This window comes from Paraburkholderia phytofirmans PsJN, from assembly GCF_000020125.1.
Taxonomy (GTDB): domain Bacteria; phylum Pseudomonadota; class Gammaproteobacteria; order Burkholderiales; family Burkholderiaceae; genus Paraburkholderia; species Paraburkholderia phytofirmans.
In genome coordinates this window covers 2,461,765-2,479,223 of the sequence record NC_010681.1, presented here as the reverse complement: position 1 = coordinate 2,479,223, position 17,459 = coordinate 2,461,765, and the positions used below count along the sequence as shown (strand labels likewise).

Annotated in this window: 12 protein-coding genes; 8 read left to right on the top strand and 4 right to left on the bottom strand. The window is 65.4% G+C overall.

Annotated features, from left to right (window positions below; genetic code table 11):
• Window positions 1–8: 8 nt before the first annotated feature.
• Both hpnI and hpnK read left to right on the top strand, forming a co-directional pair.
• Window positions 9–1,316 (top strand): bacteriohopanetetrol glucosamine biosynthesis glycosyltransferase HpnI, encoded by a 1,308-nt coding sequence (hpnI, locus tag BPHYT_RS10885; RefSeq protein WP_012433194.1) that lies wholly within the window; start codon window positions 9–11, stop codon window positions 1,314–1,316.
• A complete protein-coding gene (gene hpnK, locus BPHYT_RS10880; protein ID WP_012433193.1) occupies window positions 1,306–2,130 on the top strand; it encodes a hopanoid biosynthesis-associated protein HpnK in 825 nt (274 codons plus the stop codon). Before hpnI ends, hpnK begins: the two co-directional genes overlap by 11 nt.
• Before the next feature lie 169 nt (window positions 2,131–2,299).
• Here the strand turns inward: hpnK and BPHYT_RS10875 are convergent, their stop codons facing one another.
• From BPHYT_RS10875 to BPHYT_RS10865, 3 genes are read right to left on the bottom strand one after another with little or no spacing between them, the layout of a single operon-like run.
• The gene (locus tag BPHYT_RS10875; protein WP_012433192.1) at window positions 2,300–5,350 is read right to left on the bottom strand and encodes an efflux RND transporter permease subunit; all 3,051 of its coding nucleotides are present in this window, start codon (window positions 5,348–5,350) and stop codon (window positions 2,300–2,302) included.
• Entirely contained in the window at window positions 5,347–6,468 is a 1,122-nt protein-coding gene (locus BPHYT_RS10870) for an efflux RND transporter periplasmic adaptor subunit (protein ID WP_012433191.1), read from the bottom strand. Before BPHYT_RS10870 ends, BPHYT_RS10875 begins: the two co-directional genes overlap by 4 nt.
• Entirely contained in the window at window positions 6,458–7,888 is a 1,431-nt protein-coding gene (locus BPHYT_RS10865) for a TolC family protein (RefSeq protein ID WP_049869014.1), read from the bottom strand. The genes BPHYT_RS10870 and BPHYT_RS10865 overlap by 11 nt, the downstream gene beginning before the upstream one ends.
• A gap of 265 nt (window positions 7,889–8,153) precedes the next feature.
• Here BPHYT_RS10865 and BPHYT_RS10860 point away from each other — a divergent pair, with 265 nt between their 5' ends.
• Window positions 8,154–8,813 carry a response regulator gene (locus BPHYT_RS10860; RefSeq protein WP_012433189.1) on the top strand — a complete coding sequence of 220 codons (660 nt, stop codon included), beginning with the start codon at window positions 8,154–8,156 and terminating at the stop codon, window positions 8,811–8,813.
• Window positions 8,813–10,177: an ATP-binding protein gene (locus tag BPHYT_RS10855; protein WP_012433188.1), complete on the top strand. Its 1,365-nt coding sequence runs from the start codon at window positions 8,813–8,815 to the stop codon at window positions 10,175–10,177. The genes BPHYT_RS10860 and BPHYT_RS10855 overlap by 1 nt, the downstream gene beginning before the upstream one ends.
• Before the next feature lie 25 nt (window positions 10,178–10,202).
• Here the strand turns inward: BPHYT_RS10855 and BPHYT_RS10850 are convergent, their stop codons facing one another.
• Window positions 10,203–11,192, bottom strand: coding sequence for a LysR family transcriptional regulator (locus BPHYT_RS10850; RefSeq protein ID WP_012433187.1), 990 nt, complete (start codon window positions 11,190–11,192; stop codon window positions 10,203–10,205).
• A 307-nt stretch (window positions 11,193–11,499) separates the two neighbouring features.
• Between BPHYT_RS10850 and BPHYT_RS10845 the strand changes: the two genes are divergently transcribed.
• Genes BPHYT_RS10845 through BPHYT_RS10830 form a run of 4 tightly spaced genes read left to right on the top strand, consistent with a single transcriptional unit; the run spans window position 11,500 to window position 17,456 of the window.
• Window positions 11,500–12,984, top strand: a complete 1,485-nt coding sequence (locus BPHYT_RS10845) for a UbiD family decarboxylase (protein ID WP_012433186.1) — start codon at window positions 11,500–11,502, stop codon at window positions 12,982–12,984.
• Complete coding sequence (locus BPHYT_RS10840; protein WP_012433185.1) at window positions 12,977–13,603, top strand: UbiX family flavin prenyltransferase; 627 nt, start codon at window positions 12,977–12,979, stop codon at window positions 13,601–13,603. The genes BPHYT_RS10845 and BPHYT_RS10840 overlap by 8 nt, the downstream gene beginning before the upstream one ends.
• Complete coding sequence (locus BPHYT_RS10835; RefSeq protein WP_012433184.1) at window positions 13,600–16,638, top strand: xanthine dehydrogenase family protein molybdopterin-binding subunit; 3,039 nt, start codon at window positions 13,600–13,602, stop codon at window positions 16,636–16,638. The genes BPHYT_RS10840 and BPHYT_RS10835 overlap by 4 nt, the downstream gene beginning before the upstream one ends.
• Window positions 16,635–17,456 (top strand): FAD binding domain-containing protein, encoded by an 822-nt coding sequence (locus BPHYT_RS10830; protein WP_012433183.1) that lies wholly within the window; start codon window positions 16,635–16,637, stop codon window positions 17,454–17,456. Before BPHYT_RS10835 ends, BPHYT_RS10830 begins: the two co-directional genes overlap by 4 nt.
• The last annotated feature ends 3 nt before the right edge of the window (window positions 17,457–17,459 follow it).

Sequence of the window (17,459 nt, the reverse complement as noted above, 5' to 3'; positions counted from 1 at the left end):
ACCGGGCGATGGCGGCGCACGCAGTGACGGCATGTCAATGGGTCCTGCTGGCCGTCTGCTCGAGCGCGTCGCTGTACGCGCTGCTGGCGGCGGTCGCGATGCCGTTTTTTGGCTCGCGCCGCGGCGCGGCGAGTGGCGCTTCTTATTCCACTTCGCACGTTTCGCAGCGGCAACCGCAACCGCAACCGCATCGTTTCGCGCGGGTCGGCGTCAGCGTACTCAAGCCGTTGTGCGGAGCGGAGCCACGTCTGTACGACAATCTGCGGACCTTTTGCGACCAGCGTCATGAGCATTTTCAACTCGTGCTCGGCGTGTCGTCACCGGACGATGCCGCGATTGCCGTGGTGCGCCGTCTGCAAGCCGCCTATCCCTTGCACGATATCGAACTCGCGATCGACACGCGTGTGCACGGCAGCAATCTCAAGGTCAGCAATCTGATCAACATGGCGGCGCGGGCCCGCCATGACGTGATCGTGATTGCGGACAGCGACATCGCCGTCGAAGCCGATTATCTCGACAGCGTGGCCGCGCCGCTCGCGGATCCGCGCGTGGGCGTGGTTACGTGTCTCTACGTGGCGCGCGGCATCGGCGGCTTCTGGCCGCGTGTGGGCGCGCTCTTCATCAACGAATGGTTCGCGCCGTCGGTGCGGGTCGCGCACGCGGCCGGCTCGCGCCGCTTCGGCTTCGGTGCGACGCTTGCGTTGCGGCGCGCGACGCTCGAACGCATCGGCGGTTTCGAGGCGCTGAAAAACTGTCTCGCGGATGATTACTGGCTGGCCGAACACGTGCGCGCCCTCGGCCTGCAAACCGTGCTCTCGCGCGTGATGGTGGCCACCGACGTGATCGAGCCGACGTTTGGCGCTTTGTGGCAGCGCGAGACCCGCTGGCTGCGTACAATCCGCTCGGTGAATGCGCCGGGTTTCGCGTTCCTCTTCATTACCTTTCCCACGCCTTGGCTCGTGGCCGGCGCGTGGCTCGGCGCCAGTCTCGCGGCCACATCGTCAGATGCGGTGCATGCGTGGGCCGCGTTCACGAGCGCGACCGGAGCAGCCGCGGGTCTCACCGCGCGTCTGTTGATGCATCTGCGCTCGGCGCGTCGTGAGCGCACCTTCTGGCGTGATCTGCCGCTGGTGCCGTTGCGTGATACGTTGCTGGCGTTGCAGTGGTGCGCCGCCGTGTTCGGCTCGCACGTGACGTGGCGCGGCGCGCGCGTGCCCGTCCAGGTTTCGCGGGTTTCGCGGGCTTCGACGTCGACGGCCGCGCGCGATGGCGCGTTGAACGTGATGGATGTGATGGAGGCGTCGGATGGAGGCTAAGCCACGCGCATTGATCGTCACTGCCGACGATTTCGGTCTGCACGCGCGAGTCAATCTGGCCGTGGAGCGAGCGCATCGCGACGGCGTGCTGACTGCCGCGAGCCTGATGATCGGCGCACCGGCCGCGCGCGACGCGGTGGCGCGCGCCCGCACGTTGCCGAGCTTGCGTGTCGGCCTGCATCTGGTGCTGGCGGACGGCGACGCGGTCACGCCGCGCGCGGGCATTGCGGCCTTGCTCAACGAGCATGGCCGTTTCGGCGACAACATGGTGCGCGACGGCGTGCGGTTCTTCTTTTTGCCGCATGTGCGCAAGCAGCTTGCGCGGGAAATTCGCGCGCAATTCGATGCCTTCGCGCAGACCGGCCTGACGCTCGATCATGTCAACACGCACAAGCATTTTCATTTGCATCCGACCGTGCTGGGACTGATTCTGGAGATCGGCCGCGAGTATGGGATGAAGGCGATGCGCCTGCCGTTCGAAGCAAACGCGCCGCTCTGGTTGCGGCCGTGGATCGCGCAGGTCAAGGCGCGCCTGGATCGCGCCGGCATTGCCCATAACGATTACGTGGTGGGCATCGCGCACAGCGGCCGGATGGACGAGGCGGCGTGGTTGGCGGCGCTCGCCGATCTGCCGCATGGAGTGGGCGAGATTTACTGCCATCCCGCGGTGGCGGGAGAGCGGGCGTTGAGCGACGGGATGAAGACGTACCGGCACGAAGATGAATTGCACGCGTTGTTGTCGCCGAAGGTTGCGATGGCGATTCGTGCGGCGGGGCTGCGGGTTGGCGGGTTTGGAGATGTGCTGAAGGCGTAGATCTTTCGCTGCGTGAACCGTGAACCGTGAACCGTGAACCGTGAACCGTGAACCGAGAACCGAGAACCGAGAACCGAGAACCGAGAACCGAGAACCGAGTCCCGGGGCGCACCCGCGGGGAGCCGCGGGCGCACGGACCGGACAGGCCACCCAGGCCGTGAATCTCGACCTAAATCGCTTCCTTCTTCATCAACAACTTCAACAGCACCGGTAGCAACAGCAACACCAGCGGCAACTGCACAATCAGGCCGGAAATAATCGCAATCGCGAGCGGCTGCTGCATCGCCGAACCTTGCCCCAGTGCAAAAGCCAGCGGCAACAGCGCCAGGATCGCGGCAATCGTCGTCATCGCGATGGGGCGCAGACGATTGCGCCCGGCGCTCAGGAGCGCTTCCTCGAACGGCATCTCGTCGTCGCGCACGAGCCCCTGCAACTCCGACACATGAAAAATCGCCACCTCGGTCACGATGCCGATGATCATCGTCATCCCCATCATCGCGGAAATGTTCAGCTCGATGCCGGTGATCCATAAGCCGACGAACACCGCGCCTGCCGCGAGCAACGGCATCGCCATGACGGCTAGCGCGACGCGAAAGCGCTCGTAGAGAAACAGCAGCAAGCCGAACACGAGCGCAATCGCCGCGCCGAACACGTTCAGCAGTCCCTTGAATGCGATCTGCTGCTGCTGATACAGGCCGCCCAGTTCGTAGTACACGCCGCTCGGCAAGAGGGTTTTATCGCTGAGCGTCTTCTGCACGTCGGCGATCGTCGAGCCCAGATCGCGGCCGTCGATGCGCGCGGTCACCGCCACCATCCGTTTGAGATTGTCGCGGCTGATCTCCGGCTGGCCGGTCACCGTCACCTGATCGGCGACGCGATCGAGCGCGAACAGATGGCCGTCGGGCGCGCGAATCTGCAACTGTCCCAGTTGCGTATCCGTGAGCTTCATCGCGCCGGCTACGCGTACGCGCACGCCGACCGTTTTCGGGCCGCTCTGGAATTGCGTGGCCACATTGCCTTCCACCATGTCGGACACGGCCTGCGCGATCGATTGCGGGTCCATGCCCTCGGCCGCCGCCGCTTCCGGTCGGATGTGCAACTCGAGGGCGTCACCGGCCGGATTGATGCCGTCGTTCATATCCACCACGCCCTGAATCTTGCCGATTTGCGCCGCCACCTTGCGCGCGGTCGTCTCGAGCGTGTTCGGGTCGTCGGAATAGATCTTGATCTGGACCGGTTGCGGCACCGCCGTCAGGTCGCCGATCAGATCCTCCATCAACTGCGCGAGTTCGATACTCACGCCGGGCACCTGCGTCTCGACCTTCGAGCGGATTTCTTCCATCACGGCGTCGATCGGCTCGCGCTTGCCCGACTTCAGCCGCACGAAGAAGTCACCCTTGTTGGGCTCGTTCAGATCGCCGCCGAGACCGGCGCCGGTACGGCGCGAATAGGTCGCGACATTCGGATTCGCGCGGACGATGCCTTCGATCTGCTTCATTAGCCGATCGGTCTCGGTTACCGACGTGCCCGGTTCGGTGTGGTAATCGAGCACGAAACCGCCTTCGTCCATGCTCGGCATGAAACCGCTGCCCACGCGCGTGAACGCGAACGCGGCCACCACGATCAGCGGCAGCAGGCCCAGCAGCACGAGCACCGGCCGCGCGGTGACGCGTTCGACCAGAAACGCGTAGCGCCGGTTCATCCACGCGGCGAAGCGGGTTTCCTGATGTTCCTCGGCGTCTTTCGGCTTCAGCCAGCGGTCGCACAAAATCGGCACCGCGAGCCACGTGACGAGAAACGAAATGAACAGCGCGCTCGCCATGGTGACGGAGAGCGCCTTGAAAAACGCGCCCGTCACACCGGATAGAAACGCCAACGGTACGAAAATGATCAGCGTCGCCGCCGACGACCCCGCCAGCGGCCGCGTGAATTCGAGCGCCGCCGCCATCACGCGGCCATGAAAAGCGCGTGCGCCGCCATCGCGCATGCGCCGCACGATGTGTTCGATCATCACGATCGCGTCGTCGATCACGAGACCGACGGCGGCGGCCATGCCGCCGAGCGTCATGATGTTAAAGCCCATGCCGAACACGTCGAGCAGAAGAATCGTCGCGGCCATCACCACCGGCACCAGCGCGACGGCGATGGCGGTGATCTTCCAGTTGCGCAGAAAGGCGAACAGCGTCAACGCCGCCAGCACCACGCCGATCATGATCGCGTCGCGTACGCTGGTGGCCGAGGCGATCACCAGTTCGCTCTGGTCGTACCAGTTCGAAAGATGCACGCCGGCCGGCATCTGGTGCTGGAAGTCCGCGAGCTTCGCGCGGATCGCCTTGGCGATCGCCACGCTGTTCGCGCCCGGCTGCTGATACACGTTGATGAGCACGGCGTCCTGGCCGTCGGCGGTGACGCGCATCCGTTGCGGCACCACGCCCTCGCGTACGGTCGCGATGTCGCCGAGGCGGATCTGTGTCGCGCCGCCGGCCGACACCACGACGTTGCGCAGTTCGTCGAGCCGCGTAATGGTGGTGTTGGCGATCACGAGGTAAAGCTTGTAGTGATCCTCGATGCGGCCGTTCGCCATCAACACATTGCTCGCGCCGATCGCTTTCGAGACATCGGCGAGCGAGAGTTTGTACGCGGCGAGCCGCGCGGGATCGATCGCGACTTCGAACTCGTCCTGCGCGCCGCCCGTCACGTCGACCCGCGCCACGCCTTCCACCGAAGACAGCAACGGCCGCATCTGGAACTGCGCGAGATCGTGCAGCGCGGAGAGCGATTGCTGCTGTGAAGTGAGGCTGTACGCCAGCACCGGAAACACGGTCGGGTCCATACGCCGCACCTGCATCGAGGTGCCTTGCGGCAGCGTCGCGAGAATCTCGCTGATGGCCGACTGCGCCTGCAAGGTGGCTTGCGCCATGTCGGTGCCCCAGTCGAAGTTGAGCGAGATTTCCGCCGCGCCGCGGCTCGTCGTCGATTCGACGTCGCGCACGTTCGGCACGCGCCGCAGCGCTTCTTCGACCGGCATCGTGACGAGCGTGGCCATCTGTTCGGCGGGGCGGTCGCCCGCGTCGAGCGAAACGACCGCGCGCGGAAACGCGACATTGGGGAACAGCGAGATCGGCAGGCGGAACGCGGTCAGTGCGCCCGCTATCGCCAGCAGTGCGATCACGAACAGCAGCGAGCGGCGATGCTTCTGCATCCATTGACCGAAATTCATCGAGGCGCGCCTCCGCTGGTGCGCACCGCCATGCCGTCCTTCAACTCATAGTTGCCGCTGACCACGAGGCCTTGCGCCGCGTCGAGCGCGCCATCCACGCCGTAGCGCTCGCCGTTCTCGACCTGCATGGTCACCGCTACGCGGCGCGCCTTGTTCTGCGGCGTGATCTGGAACACGTAGGCACCTTTGCCGTCTTTCAGCACGGCGGCGCGCGGCACGATCCAGTGCGTGCCGTTGCGGGTCGCGATGTCGGCGCTCACGCGCGTGCCGGGAATGAAGGCCGTCTGACCAAGCGGCACGTTCGCGCCGACGTCGACGAGCTGGCTCTGCTGATCGACCGAGGCGCCCACCAGTGCCACGTGGCCGTTCGCCGAAGTCTTTGCGAGCGACGTCGACAGACCGTGCAACGTGACGATGTCGCCGGCGTGGATCGCGGCGGCATCGGCGGGCTCGACGCCGAGCATCACGTTGGCGCGCGCGTCCTTGCCGCTGCCGCCGGCGAGTTGCAGGATCGCCGTGCCGGGTTGGACCTGATCGCCTTGAGCGGCCGAAACTTGCAGCACGACGCCGTCGTTAGGCGCGGTGACGATCTTGTTGCCGTTCGCCACGCCCGTCTGGTTTTGAGCGGCGAGCGCCTGCTGCGCGTCGTCGGCGGCCTTGCGGGCGCTGGCGAGTTGCGATTGGGTGGCGAGCCCTTTGTCGTACAGCGATTGCGTGCGCGCCAGTTCACCTTGTGCTAGCGTCACGGCGCTTTTTGCCTGGGTGGCCGCGAGCACGGCGGCAGGGTCCGCCTGCACGACGAAGAGCGGCGTGCCGCGCGTCACCGTTTGCCCGGACTGCACACGCATCTGCACGATGCGCGCGGTGTACGGCAGGTTGACGGTGGTGAGGTTCGATGCGGACGCGGCGACGATGCCATACGCCCGCACCGGCTGCGCGATCTCGGCGCGCTGCACGCGCACGGTTTGCACGGCGACCACGGGTTGCTCGGCGGCGTCGGCGGCGGGCGTTGCGGCGTTGGCCGTATGAGCGCCGGCGCACAGCAGCGCGGCGCAGGCGATAGCAATCGCACCAGCGGCAAGGCGCGGCCGCCGCGCTGAAATCAGGCTATTTCGCATGAGTGTCGGTGAAGGTGAGAGCGGTGGAGTAGGCGTCGGGAATCGCGCTGCCGAGCAGTGCCTGCAACCCGACGCGTTGTTCGGCGAGCGACTCGCGCAAGGTCGCGGCGTCGATCTGTTTGGTGAGCGCGGCGCTTTGCGCGTCGGTGTAAGCGCCGAGCGCCAGGGTGTGTTCCGCGTAGGCCGCGGCCGCGTGCTGGGCGGCAACGTCTGCCTCGGGTAACGCGGCTTCGGTCTGCTGCAATTGCCGCGTGAGGGTTGCGTTGTCCGCGCGCAGATGCGCGACGTCGGCGTAGGCACTGTTCAGGCGCGTTTGATATTCGTCGCGCAAACGCTGGCGGCTCGCCTGCTCGATCGCAACGTTGCCCTGGTTGCGGTTGAAGATCGGCAGGCTGAGGTTGATCTGGAAGCCGCTCGTATAAATGTTCGACGTGTCGCGAGCGCGCACGAAGCCCACCGACAGACTCGGGAACTGGCTCAGAATCGCGGCGCGATATTTTTGCTCCTGCGCCTCGTAGCCTGCTTGCAGCGCGATCAGATCGGGGCGGCGTCGAGGCAGTCCGGCGAGCGCGGCATCGAGGGTCGTGTCGGAGAGCGGTGCGATGTTTTCGCCTCCGGCGAGTTGCAATTGCACCTCGGGTGAGACGCCGAGCAGCGCGTTCAGATCGTGGTGCGTTTGCTCGGCTGCGCGTTCGGCATCGGTGTATTGCTTGCGGGCGTCGCTGTAGGCGGTGAGCGCGGCGGTGAGCGTATCGTCGGTGAGATTGCCGTCGCGGCGCGCTTCGGCCATGCGATCGTAGCGCGTGCGCGCGAGGTCGCGCTGGCGCTGCAGAAGCGGCAGCGTGTCCTGCTGGAAGCTCGTCTTGATGAACAGCTGCCGCGCTTGCGCGACGATCTGCCATTCCTGCCACAGCAGGCCGAGATCGGTCTTGGCTACGGTGGCGTCGGCGGATTGTTTATTGGCGCTGCGCAACACGATCGCCGTCACGTCCATGCTCAAGCCGTAGCTGAACGCGCGCGTGGTGCCGATCTGGCCGGGGTAATCGCTCGCTATGCTCAGTTGCGGGTCCGGCAGCAGACCGGCCGAATACGCCTGAGCGCGGGCGATGCCAAGGTCGTCGCGAGCCAGCTTGAGGTCGGGATTGTTGGCGACCGCGAGCATCGCGACCTCGTCGATATCGAGCCCGTCGGATGGGTCGAAGCGATGCGCGGCCAGTTCCGGCAGCGGCATGCTAGACGAATCGATGCGGATACGTTCGAGCGAACGGGCGGAGGTGGACGTGTCCTCTGGCGCGAGCGGCTCGCGGTGATACCACGTGCAGCCGTTTATCAGAAGCGCGCAAAGCGGCACGAGAGCGCGCAGCTGTGCGTAAGGTCGCGGCGCGGGTTTGATCGCTGGCCTCGCGGCCGAAGCAAACATGGACGCGACCGCTGATATAACCGCTCGCGCGGCTTTGATAACGGGCAAAATCCGGCTCCTGAATGAAGAGTGAGGCATCCGGAAAGGGATGCCGAAAAACAGGAGCCGATTCTGCTGAGTGACTGCTTAAGACATGCTTAACGCCAATTTAAGCGTCCCATCAGCGTCCCATCAGCGTCCCTTCAGCAAAACCTAAGCAAGCCATAAGGAAGCGTTAAGCTACCGGGCGGGACAATGCCGGAGCCAACAAGGGAGAGGAGAGACGATGCGTCTGCTACTGGTCGAAGACGACGACATGATCGCGGAAACGGTATTGGGCGCGATGCGCCGCTCCGGCTACGCGATCGACTGGGCCGAAGACGGCCGCGCGGCGGAGCTGTCGCTGGGCAACGGCGTGTACGACCTCGTGCTGCTCGATCTTGGCTTGCCGAAGAAGGACGGCATCAACGTCCTCAACGCCTATCGCAAGAACGGCGGCGCCGCGCCGGTCATCATCCTGACGGCTCGCGACGCCGTCGACGAACGCATTCGCGGCCTCGACGCCGGCGCCGACGACTATCTGATCAAGCCGTTCGACCTCGACGAACTGGCCGCGCGCGTGCGTGCGCTGCTCAGACGCCGCACCGGACAGAAGCAGCCGGTCTACGCGCACGGCGAGCTCACGCTCGACCCGGCCGCGCACGAGGTCACCAAGTCCGGCGAAGCGCTGCCGCTGGTGCCGCGAGAATTCGCGCTGCTGCAGGCGCTGATCGAAGAACCCACGCGCGTGTTCACCAAGGCCGAACTCGAAGAGAAGCTGTACGGCTGGGGCGAAGAAGTGGGCAGCAATACCATCGAAGTGCACGTGCACAGTTTGCGGCGCAAGATCGGCGCGGACCAGGTGGTGACCGTGCGCGGCGTGGGTTACCGTCTGAAGAGGTGCTGATGACGTCGATTCGCCGCTGGCTTCTGGGCTGGCTGATCTTCGGTCTGGCGGCGGCCTCGGGCGTGGCCGGCTACGCCATCTTCCACACGGCGCGCGAGGAAGCGAGCGAACTGTTCGACTTCGAACTGCGCACGATCGCACTGTCATTGCCGTCGAATCTAGCCGGCGCGGGCGACGGCGAACATCGCGATCCCGACCTGGGCGGTCTGGCCGACGACCGGGTCGTCATCGAGATCTGGGACGGCGCCGGCAAGCTGATCTATCACTCGCTGCAGGCGCCGGTATTCGAGCGCCAGCCCGCGGGCTACAACACGGTGGAGCGCGGCGAGTATCACTGGCGTACATTCGCCGTGCAGCAGGGGGAACGCTATATTCAAGTGGCGCAACCCATTTCCGTGCGCGAGGACCTCGCGATGCGACTTGCGCTGCACACGCTCTGGCCGCTCGGCGTGCTGGTGCCGGCGACAATCGTGCTGGTGCTGCTGGTAGTGGCGCGCGGGCTCGCGCCGATCGGCGGGCTGTCGCGCGCGCTGTCCACCCGTACGATCGATTCGCTGGAACCGTTGCGCCTGGACGGCAGCGTGCCGGTCGAGATCAAGCCGCTGGTCGAAGCGCTCAACGATCTGCTGCAGCGGTTGCACACGGCGTCGCAGGCGCAACGCACGTTCATCGCCGATGCCGCGCACGAATTGCGCTCGCCGCTTGCCGCATTGAAGCTGCAATTGCAGGCCGCTTCGCGCGACGGTTCGTTAAAGGGCGAAGGGCAAACGCTCGAACGCGTCGAAGGGCGCGTCAACCGCATCATTCATCTGGTGCAGCAACTGCTGACGCTGGCGCGCGAAGACGCGCATCCGGTCACGTCGATGGTGCCGGTCAGCCTGCGCCGGATCGGCGAGCAGGCGGTGGGCGATTTTTCGCTGCTGGCGGAAACGAAGGAGATCGACATCGGCCTGGAGTGTGAGGGCGCGCGCTCGGAGGGCGATGCTTATACCGTGCTGGCCGAGCCGCATGGCATGAGCGTGCTGCTGGGCAATCTGATCAACAACGCGATCCGGCACACGCCGCGCGGCGGCCGTGTCGATGTGATCCTCAAGCGTGACGGTACGCGCGTCGGCTTCGAAGTCGCCGATACCGGCTCGGGCATTCCGGAGGCCGAACTCGAACGGGTCTTCGACCGTTTCTATCGCGGCGAAGAGGCGCAAGGCGAGGGCAGCGGTCTTGGGCTCGCGATCGTATCGCGCATCGCCGAGCGGCATCAGATGGATCTGTCTCTGTGCAACAACGAAGGCCAGCCTGGCTTGCGGGTGTCCGTGTCCGGTCTGAAGGCGCATGACGCCGGCGCGCCCGTGGCCCTTAAAACCTGACGGTGTTCAATGCGCGCTGCCAGGTTCAGGCGCTGCGTTCGTTGCGGGACGAAAGCGCTGGACGTGGCCCATTCGATCCATCGCCGGACGGCGCGCCCAGCGTCGCGTCCAGTTCCGACGCGCTCGACACCTTGCGCAACTCGTCGGCGATGATCGACACGAGCGCATCCGCCGCGGCGCTCAACGGGCGTCGCGGATGGCTCACACACACGATATGCCGCACGATGCGCGGCGCGAGAATCGGATAGGCGCGCAGGCTGCCCAGGTGCACCGCGCGCTGCACGGCGATACGCGGCAGGATGGTTGCGAAGTGAGTGGTTTCCACCAGCTTCACGATCGTGCTCAGCACGTCGATCTCGAAGCGCGGCGCAAGCAGCACGTCTTCATGCTGTGCAGCCGTATCGAGCACGCCACGCAAGCCGTGGCGCTTGGTCGGCAGCACCAGTTCCAGCTCCGGCAGTTGCGCGAGTTCAATGGCGTGCGGCAGCTCGGGGCCGTGCTCGGCGCTCGTCACCAGCACCATTTCCTCGTCGAGCAAGGGCTGTGCGTCGAGTGAGAGGCGCGCGCGCGGTTTGTTGATCAGCGCCGCGTCGAGCTGGCCGCCCGCCACCCAGTCGATGAAGGTCGCGCTGTAGCCGTCCGCCACGGTCACTTCGACATGGGGATAACGCGCGTTAAAACGCGACAGCGCATCGGCCAGCACGCTTTCCGTAACCGATGCGATCAGTCCGATCGACACATGGCCGGTCACCACCTCGTCGCGCTGCACGAGTTGCTGACGGGCGTGCGCGAGATCGCGCATGATCGGCAGAAAGAGCCGGTACATGAGCCGGCCGGCGGCGGTCGGCGCCATGCCGTGCGCGTTGCGCTCGAAGAGCTGCTGGTGCAGTTCGTCCTCGAGTTTGGCGATCTGCATGCTGAGCGCGGGCTGCACGATGTTCAGGCGTTTCGCTGCCCGCGTGACCGACCCGTCCTCGAAGAGCGCGATGAAATACTGGATTTGCCTGAGGTCCATGTTGGTATGAATAAAACATCAGCAAACGTAATGAGAGTGATGCGCCGTATCAGGTAAAGACTGGAACCGCACTCCACGAATGCTCCGGAACCCTGGCTACGATCCCGCAGAATGCGCCGCAAGCCGCGCGGTGTCTATTGATATCCCGCCTACAATTGGCTGTCATTAGTGCTAACACGCATATCATCGGGAATGATTCGACGCATCAATAATCAGTATTAGAAGTTATAAGCCGATCTCGTTACGCTTCCATCATCAACTGGCTGTCCGGTTCGGACATGAAGCCGGGGCACGGATGGAGACGTAGATGAATACTCGCGATGCCGTATCGCACGGTAATTTCCAGCTGACGTGGGGCCGCCCGTCAGGTGTGCTCACGCTGCGTGACTGGCTGGCGCATCTGGCGCGCACGGACCGGGTGGCCACCATCGACAAACCGGTGGAGCTCGAACACGAACTTGCCGCGATTGCCAAGCGCCTCGACGGCACGCAGGCAGCGTTCTTTACGAAACCGGGCGGACACGACGTGCCGGTGGTCAGCGGTTTCATGTCGCGTCGCGCCTGGATCGCCGAGGCGATGGGTGTGGCCGAGGCCGATCTGCTGACGCGCTTTCGCGATGCAGCCGATCAGCCGCTTCCCTCGAAGGAAATTTCACGCGCCGAAGCCGCCTGCCAGCAGGTCGTGCATACCGGCGGCATCGATCTTCACAAGCTGCTGCCGATTCCCACGCACAGCGAACACGACAACGGGCCGTACATTACCGCGGGTCTCGTGATCGCGCGCAATCCGCGTACCGGCGTGCAGAACGTGTCGATCAACCGCATTCAGGTGCATGGGCCCGACCGCATGGCGATCCTGCTGCTGCCGCGCCACTTGTACGCCTTCCAGAAAGCCGCGGAAGAGGCGGGCGATGCGCTCGACGTCGCCATCGCGATCGGCGTCGATCCGCTGACGATGCTCGCCTCGCAAGCCATTTCCCCGATCGATTCAGACGAACTGGAAATCGCCGGCGCGCTGCATGGTGCGCCGCTGCCGGTGGTCAAGTGCGTGAGCAACGGCGTGAATGTACCAGCCTTCGCCGAGATCGTGATCGAAGGGCGCATTCTGCCCAACGTGCGCGAACTGGAAGGCCCGTTCGGCGAATTCCCCAAGTACTACAGCGCGCAAGAAGCGCGTGAAGTGATCGAAGTCACCGCGGTGACGCATCGCGAGAAGCCGATTTTTCATACGATCGTGCCGGCGGAAATGGAGCACCTGCTGCTTGGCGCGATTCCACGTGAGGCGACTCTGCTCGCGCATCTGCAACGTAGTCATCCTAACGTCAAGGACGTGCATCTTTCCGTAGGCGGCGTGTGCCGCTATCACTTGTGGGTGCAGTTCGAGAAGAAGCGCGAAGGCGAAGCGAAGAACGTGATTCTGTGCGCGTTCGGCGCGCACTACGATATCAAGCAGGTGGTCGTGGTCGACACCGACGTCGATGTGCACGATCCGGCCGAAATCGAATGGGCCATCGCCACGCGTTTCCAGGCCGATCGCGATCTGGTCGTGATCGAAGGCGCGCAAGGCTCGCCGCTCGATCCGTCCACCACCGTCGGTCAGCCGGAAGACGCGCCGCCGCATCTGCAAGGCGTGAGCGCGAAGATGGGACTCGACGCCACGCGGCCTGTGGTGTATCCGTCGCACGTGTTCACGCGGGTGCGCATTCCGGGCCAGGACATGGTGAATCTCGACGAACTCGTCGCCGCCGACAACACCGCGTTCGATACCTATCTGGGTGGCGCGCATGGCTGAGCACGCACACAAGCCTCAGCGCATCGTCGTCGGTATTTCCGGCGCGAGCGGCGCTGTGATCGGCGTGCGTCTGCTTGCGGCCTTGCGCCGCCTCGGCACGCAAGAGACGCATCTGATCGTGTCGGCCTCCGGCGCGGTCACGGCGGCGCAGGAACTCGGCATGACGCGCGGCGACCTCGACAGTCTCGCCGACGTTGTCTACAACGTGCGCGACATCGGCGCAGCGGTGGCGAGCGGTTCGTTCATCACGGCGGGCATGGTGATCGCGCCGTGCTCGATGAAAACGCTCGCGGGCGTAGCCAACGGTTTCGCCGACAACCTGCTCACCCGTGCCGCCGATGTGATGCTCAAGGAGCGTCGCCGGCTCGTGCTGGTCGCGCGCGAAACGCCGCTCAACCTCGCACATCTGCGCAACATGACTTCCGTGACGGAGATGGGCGGGATCGTAATGCCGCCGGTGCCTGCTTTCTACGCGCATCCCAAGACGATCGAGGACGTGGTCGATCACACGGTGGGGCGCATTCTCGATCTGTTCGCGATCGAGCATCGCGAGATCGCGCAGCGCTGGAGCGGGCTCGCTGACGAATTCACGGAGCGCCGCTCGGGAGTGGACGAATGAATCAGCGCGACTTGATCCACGCGGGCGACACCGCGACGCATGAACGCGATCCGGAACTGGACAAACGCCCACAACGGCATCTCGGCCGTCCGATGGAGCGTCTGGAAGATCCCGCGATTCTCACCGGCCACGGCCGTTACGGCGACGACATCGGTATCCGTCCGGGCACGCTGCACGCCGCGATCCTGCGCTCGCCGCACGCGCATGCGGAACTGGTGTCGATCGACACCGATGCCGCGTCGAAACTGCCCGGCGTTCACGCGATCCTGACACGCGACGACCTGCGCGCCTGGTCGCGGCCTTTCGTAGTTGGCGTGAAATCGCCGATGGAACAGTGGGCGCTCGCGATGGACCGCGTGCGCTATGTCGGCGAACCGGTGGCGGTGGTGCTGGCGCAATCGCGTGCGATTGCGGAAGACGGTCTCGATCTGCTCAAGGTCGAGTACGCGACGCTCGATCCGGTTACGTCGATCGAGCAGGCGGCGAGCGATGAGTCGCCGGTCTTGCACGAGAAAGTGGGCAGCAACGTGATCAGCGACCGGCACTTCCGCTACGGCGAGCCGGAAGCCGCGTTCGAGAAGGCGCCGCATCGCGTGAAACTGGTCGCGCATTATCCTCGCAATACCTGCGCGCCGATCGAATGCGGCGTGGTGATCGCCGAATATCTGGCAGGCGACGAAGGCTACGACGTCACGTCGAATTTCATGGGCCCGTTCTCGCTGCACGCGGTGATGGCGATGGCGCTCAACGTGCCCGCCAACCGTCTGCGCCACAAGGCGCCGCGCGATTCGGGCGGCAGCTTCGGCGTGAAGCAGGCGGTGTTTCCGTACGTCGTGCTGATGTGTCTCGCCTCGCGCAAGGCGGGCGCTCCGGTGAAATGGGTCGAGGACAGGTTCGAGCATCTGAGTGCGGCCACCTCCGCGACCGCGCGCCTCTCGACGCTCGAAGCCGCCGTGGAAAGCGACGGCCGCATCACGGCGCTCTCCTACGATCAACTCGAAGATTGCGGCGGCTATCTGCGCGCGCCGGAACCCGCCACGTTCTATCGCATGCACGGCTGCCTGACCGGCGCGTATGCGATCGACAATCTGCTGGTGCGCAACCGCGTCGTGCTGACCAACAAGACGCCGACGGGTCTGGTGCGCGGCTTCGGCGGACCGCAGGTGTACTTCGCGCTCGAACGGCTGATGCAGCGCATCGCGCTCGAACTGAAGCTCGATGTGCTCGACGTGTACCGCCGCAATTTCGTCGCCGCCGATGCGTTCCCGTATCGCGCCGCGGCGGGTGCGCTGCTCGACTCGGGCAACTATCAGGAAGCGCTGCGGCGCGCGCTGGCCGAAGGCGGTTATGACGAGCTGCGCGCGCGCCGCGATGCGGCACGCAAGGAAGGGCGGCTGTATGGGATCGGCTTTGCGGCGATCGTCGAACCGTCGGTGTCGAACATGGGCTACATCACGACCGTGATGCCCGCCGAGGCGCGCAAGAAAGCCGGGCCGAAGAGCGGCGCGATCGCCAGCGCGACTGTGAGCGTCGATTTGCTCGGCGGCGTGGTGGTGACGATTGCATCGACGCCCGCGGGCCAGGGGCATATGACGGTGTGCGCACAGGTGGTCGCGGACGTGCTCGGCGTGTCGCCGCACGACGTTGTCGTCAATGTCGAATTCGATACGCACAAGGACGCGTGGTCGGTGGCGGCGGGCAATTATTCCAGCCGCTTTGCCGGCGCGGTGGCGGGCACGGTGCATCTCGCGGCGGTGCGGGTGCGCGACAAGATCGCGCGCATCGTGTCGAAGCAGATGGGCTGCGCGCCCGAGGATATCTGTTTCGAAGAAGGCCGCATTTTTGCAAAGGGCGCCGAGGATCGCGCGCAGCCGTTCGGCCGGGTCGCCGCCAATGCGCCGCATTGGGCGCCCGCGCTGTTGCCCGAAGGCGAAGAGCCCGGCCTGCGCGAGACCGTGTTCTGGAATCCGCCGAACATGGCCGCGCCGGATGAGAACGATCGTGTCAACACATCGGCGGCCTACGGTTTTGCTTTCGACATGTGCGGCGTCGAACTGGATCGCGCCACCGGCCGCGTGCGGATCGACCGCTACGTCACCGCGCACGACGCCGGCACGCTGCTGAACCCGGCGCTCGCCGACGGTCAGATTCGCGGCGCGTTTGCGCAAGGGCTCGGCGCGGCGTTGATGGAGGAGTTTCGTTACGGCTCGGACGGCAGCTTCCAGTCGGGCACGCTCGCCGACTATCTGATGCCGACCACCTGCGAAGTGCCCGATCCGGTGATCGTGCATCTGGAAACACCGTCGCCGTTTACGCCGCTCGGCGCGAAGGGACTCGGCGAAGGCAACAACATGAGTACGCCGCCGTGCATCGCGAATGCAGTGGCGGATGCGCTCGGCGTCGACGATATCCGTCTGCCGCTGACGCCTTCGAAGGTGATGGCGCTGATCGGCATCGACGATCCGGAGCCGTCGCGTCCTGAGTTTCGTGAAGCGCCCGCCGCCAAACCGGCGACGCCGGGTAGCGGCAAGGCGCTCACCGCGCAAGGCAGCGTCGACCTGCCGGCGTCGCCGGAAGCGATTTTTGCCGTGCTGCTCGATCCGAACGCGCTCGCCAAAGTGATACCCGGCTGTCACGCGCTCGAAGCCGAAGCCACGAATCAGTATCGCGCGGACGTGACGGTCGGCGTCGGCATGATCAAGGCGCGCTTCGAAGCGAAGATCGGCTTGTCCGAAATCGACGCGCCGCATCGGCTGCGGTTGGCGGGCGCGGGCATGTCGTCGCTCGGCAGCGCACGCGGCAGCGGCCTCGTCGAACTGACGCCGATTGAAACCGGCACGCGTCTTTCCTACGACTACGAAGCCCAGGTGTCGGGCAAGGTCGCGGCAGTAGGCGGACGCATGCTCGAAGGCGCGGCCAAGGTCGTGTTGCGGCAACTGTTCGAATCGCTTGGCCGTCAGGCAGCGGGCAAACCGGTTCACACCGGCGGCTCGTGGCTCTCGCGCCTCTTGGCCCGTTTCAGGAGACAGGCATGAAACCCGCGCCGTTCGATTATCTGCGCGCCATGACGACGCAGCATGCGCTCGACGCGCTCGCGCAAAGCGGCGAGGACGCCCGCGTGCTGGCCGGCGGCCAGTCGCTGATGGCGGTGCTGAACATGCGGCTCGCGCAGCCGCGCGTGCTGATCGATATCTCGCGCACCGACGAGTTGGGCTCGGTGCGTGTCGATCACAAGGCCGGCTTGCTGACAGTCGGCGCGGCGGCGACGCAAGGCAACGTCGAGTGGCGCGAAACGCTGCGCGACGAAGTGCCGTTGCTGGCGATGGCGTTCCCGCATATCTCGCACTTCCAGATCCGCAATCGCGGCACGGTGTGCGGCTCGGTGGCGCATGCCGACCCGAGCGCGGAACTGCCGCTGGTGCTGGCCGCGCTAGGCGGCGACGTGATGCTGCGCTCAAGAAAGAAACACCGCGTGCTGCCGGCCGGCGAGTTTTTTCAAGGCATGTTGATGACCGCGCGCGAGCCGGATGAACTGGTCGAAGCCGTGCGCTTTCCGCTCAAGCGGCCGGGCGAGCGCTACGGCTTCACGGAATTCTCCGCGCGCCACGGCGACTTCGCGATGGTCGCATGCGCGGCCGTCGTGACGAGCGACTCGATCCGCCTGGCGGTGGGCGGCGTCGCGGACAGGCCGGTGGTCGAGCAATGGCCGCGTCTGCGTGACGAGGACCTGCGCGGCGCATTGAACGATTTGAGCTGGAAACTGGGCGCGCAGGACGACGCGCATATCAGCGCGGCGTACCGCCGGCATCTGGTCCGGCAACTGGGATGGCGCGTGATCGAGGAGGCGAAGTGAGCA

Bases quoted from the DNA above. Each gene is read 5' to 3' on its own strand.
- hpnI (WP_012433194.1), top strand. From the start codon at position 9: ATGGCGGCGCACGCAGTGACGGCATGTCAATGGGTCCTGCTGGCCGTC.
- hpnK (WP_012433193.1), top strand. From the start codon at position 1,306: ATGGAGGCTAAGCCACGCGCATTGATCGTCACTGCCGACGATTTCGGT.
- BPHYT_RS10875 (WP_012433192.1), bottom strand. From the start codon at position 5,350: ATGAATTTCGGTCAATGGATGCAGAAGCATCGCCGCTCGCTGCTGTTC.
- BPHYT_RS10870 (WP_012433191.1), bottom strand. From the start codon at position 6,468: ATGCGAAATAGCCTGATTTCAGCGCGGCGGCCGCGCCTTGCCGCTGGT.
- BPHYT_RS10865 (WP_049869014.1), bottom strand. From the start codon at position 7,888: ATGTTTGCTTCGGCCGCGAGGCCAGCGATCAAACCCGCGCCGCGACCT.
- BPHYT_RS10860 (WP_012433189.1), top strand. From the start codon at position 8,154: ATGCGTCTGCTACTGGTCGAAGACGACGACATGATCGCGGAAACGGTA.
- BPHYT_RS10855 (WP_012433188.1), top strand. From the start codon at position 8,813: ATGACGTCGATTCGCCGCTGGCTTCTGGGCTGGCTGATCTTCGGTCTG.
- BPHYT_RS10850 (WP_012433187.1), bottom strand. From the start codon at position 11,192: ATGGACCTCAGGCAAATCCAGTATTTCATCGCGCTCTTCGAGGACGGG.
- BPHYT_RS10845 (WP_012433186.1), top strand. From the start codon at position 11,500: ATGAATACTCGCGATGCCGTATCGCACGGTAATTTCCAGCTGACGTGG.
- BPHYT_RS10840 (WP_012433185.1), top strand. From the start codon at position 12,977: ATGGCTGAGCACGCACACAAGCCTCAGCGCATCGTCGTCGGTATTTCC.
- BPHYT_RS10835 (WP_012433184.1), top strand. From the start codon at position 13,600: ATGAATCAGCGCGACTTGATCCACGCGGGCGACACCGCGACGCATGAA.
- BPHYT_RS10830 (WP_012433183.1), top strand. From the start codon at position 16,635: ATGAAACCCGCGCCGTTCGATTATCTGCGCGCCATGACGACGCAGCAT.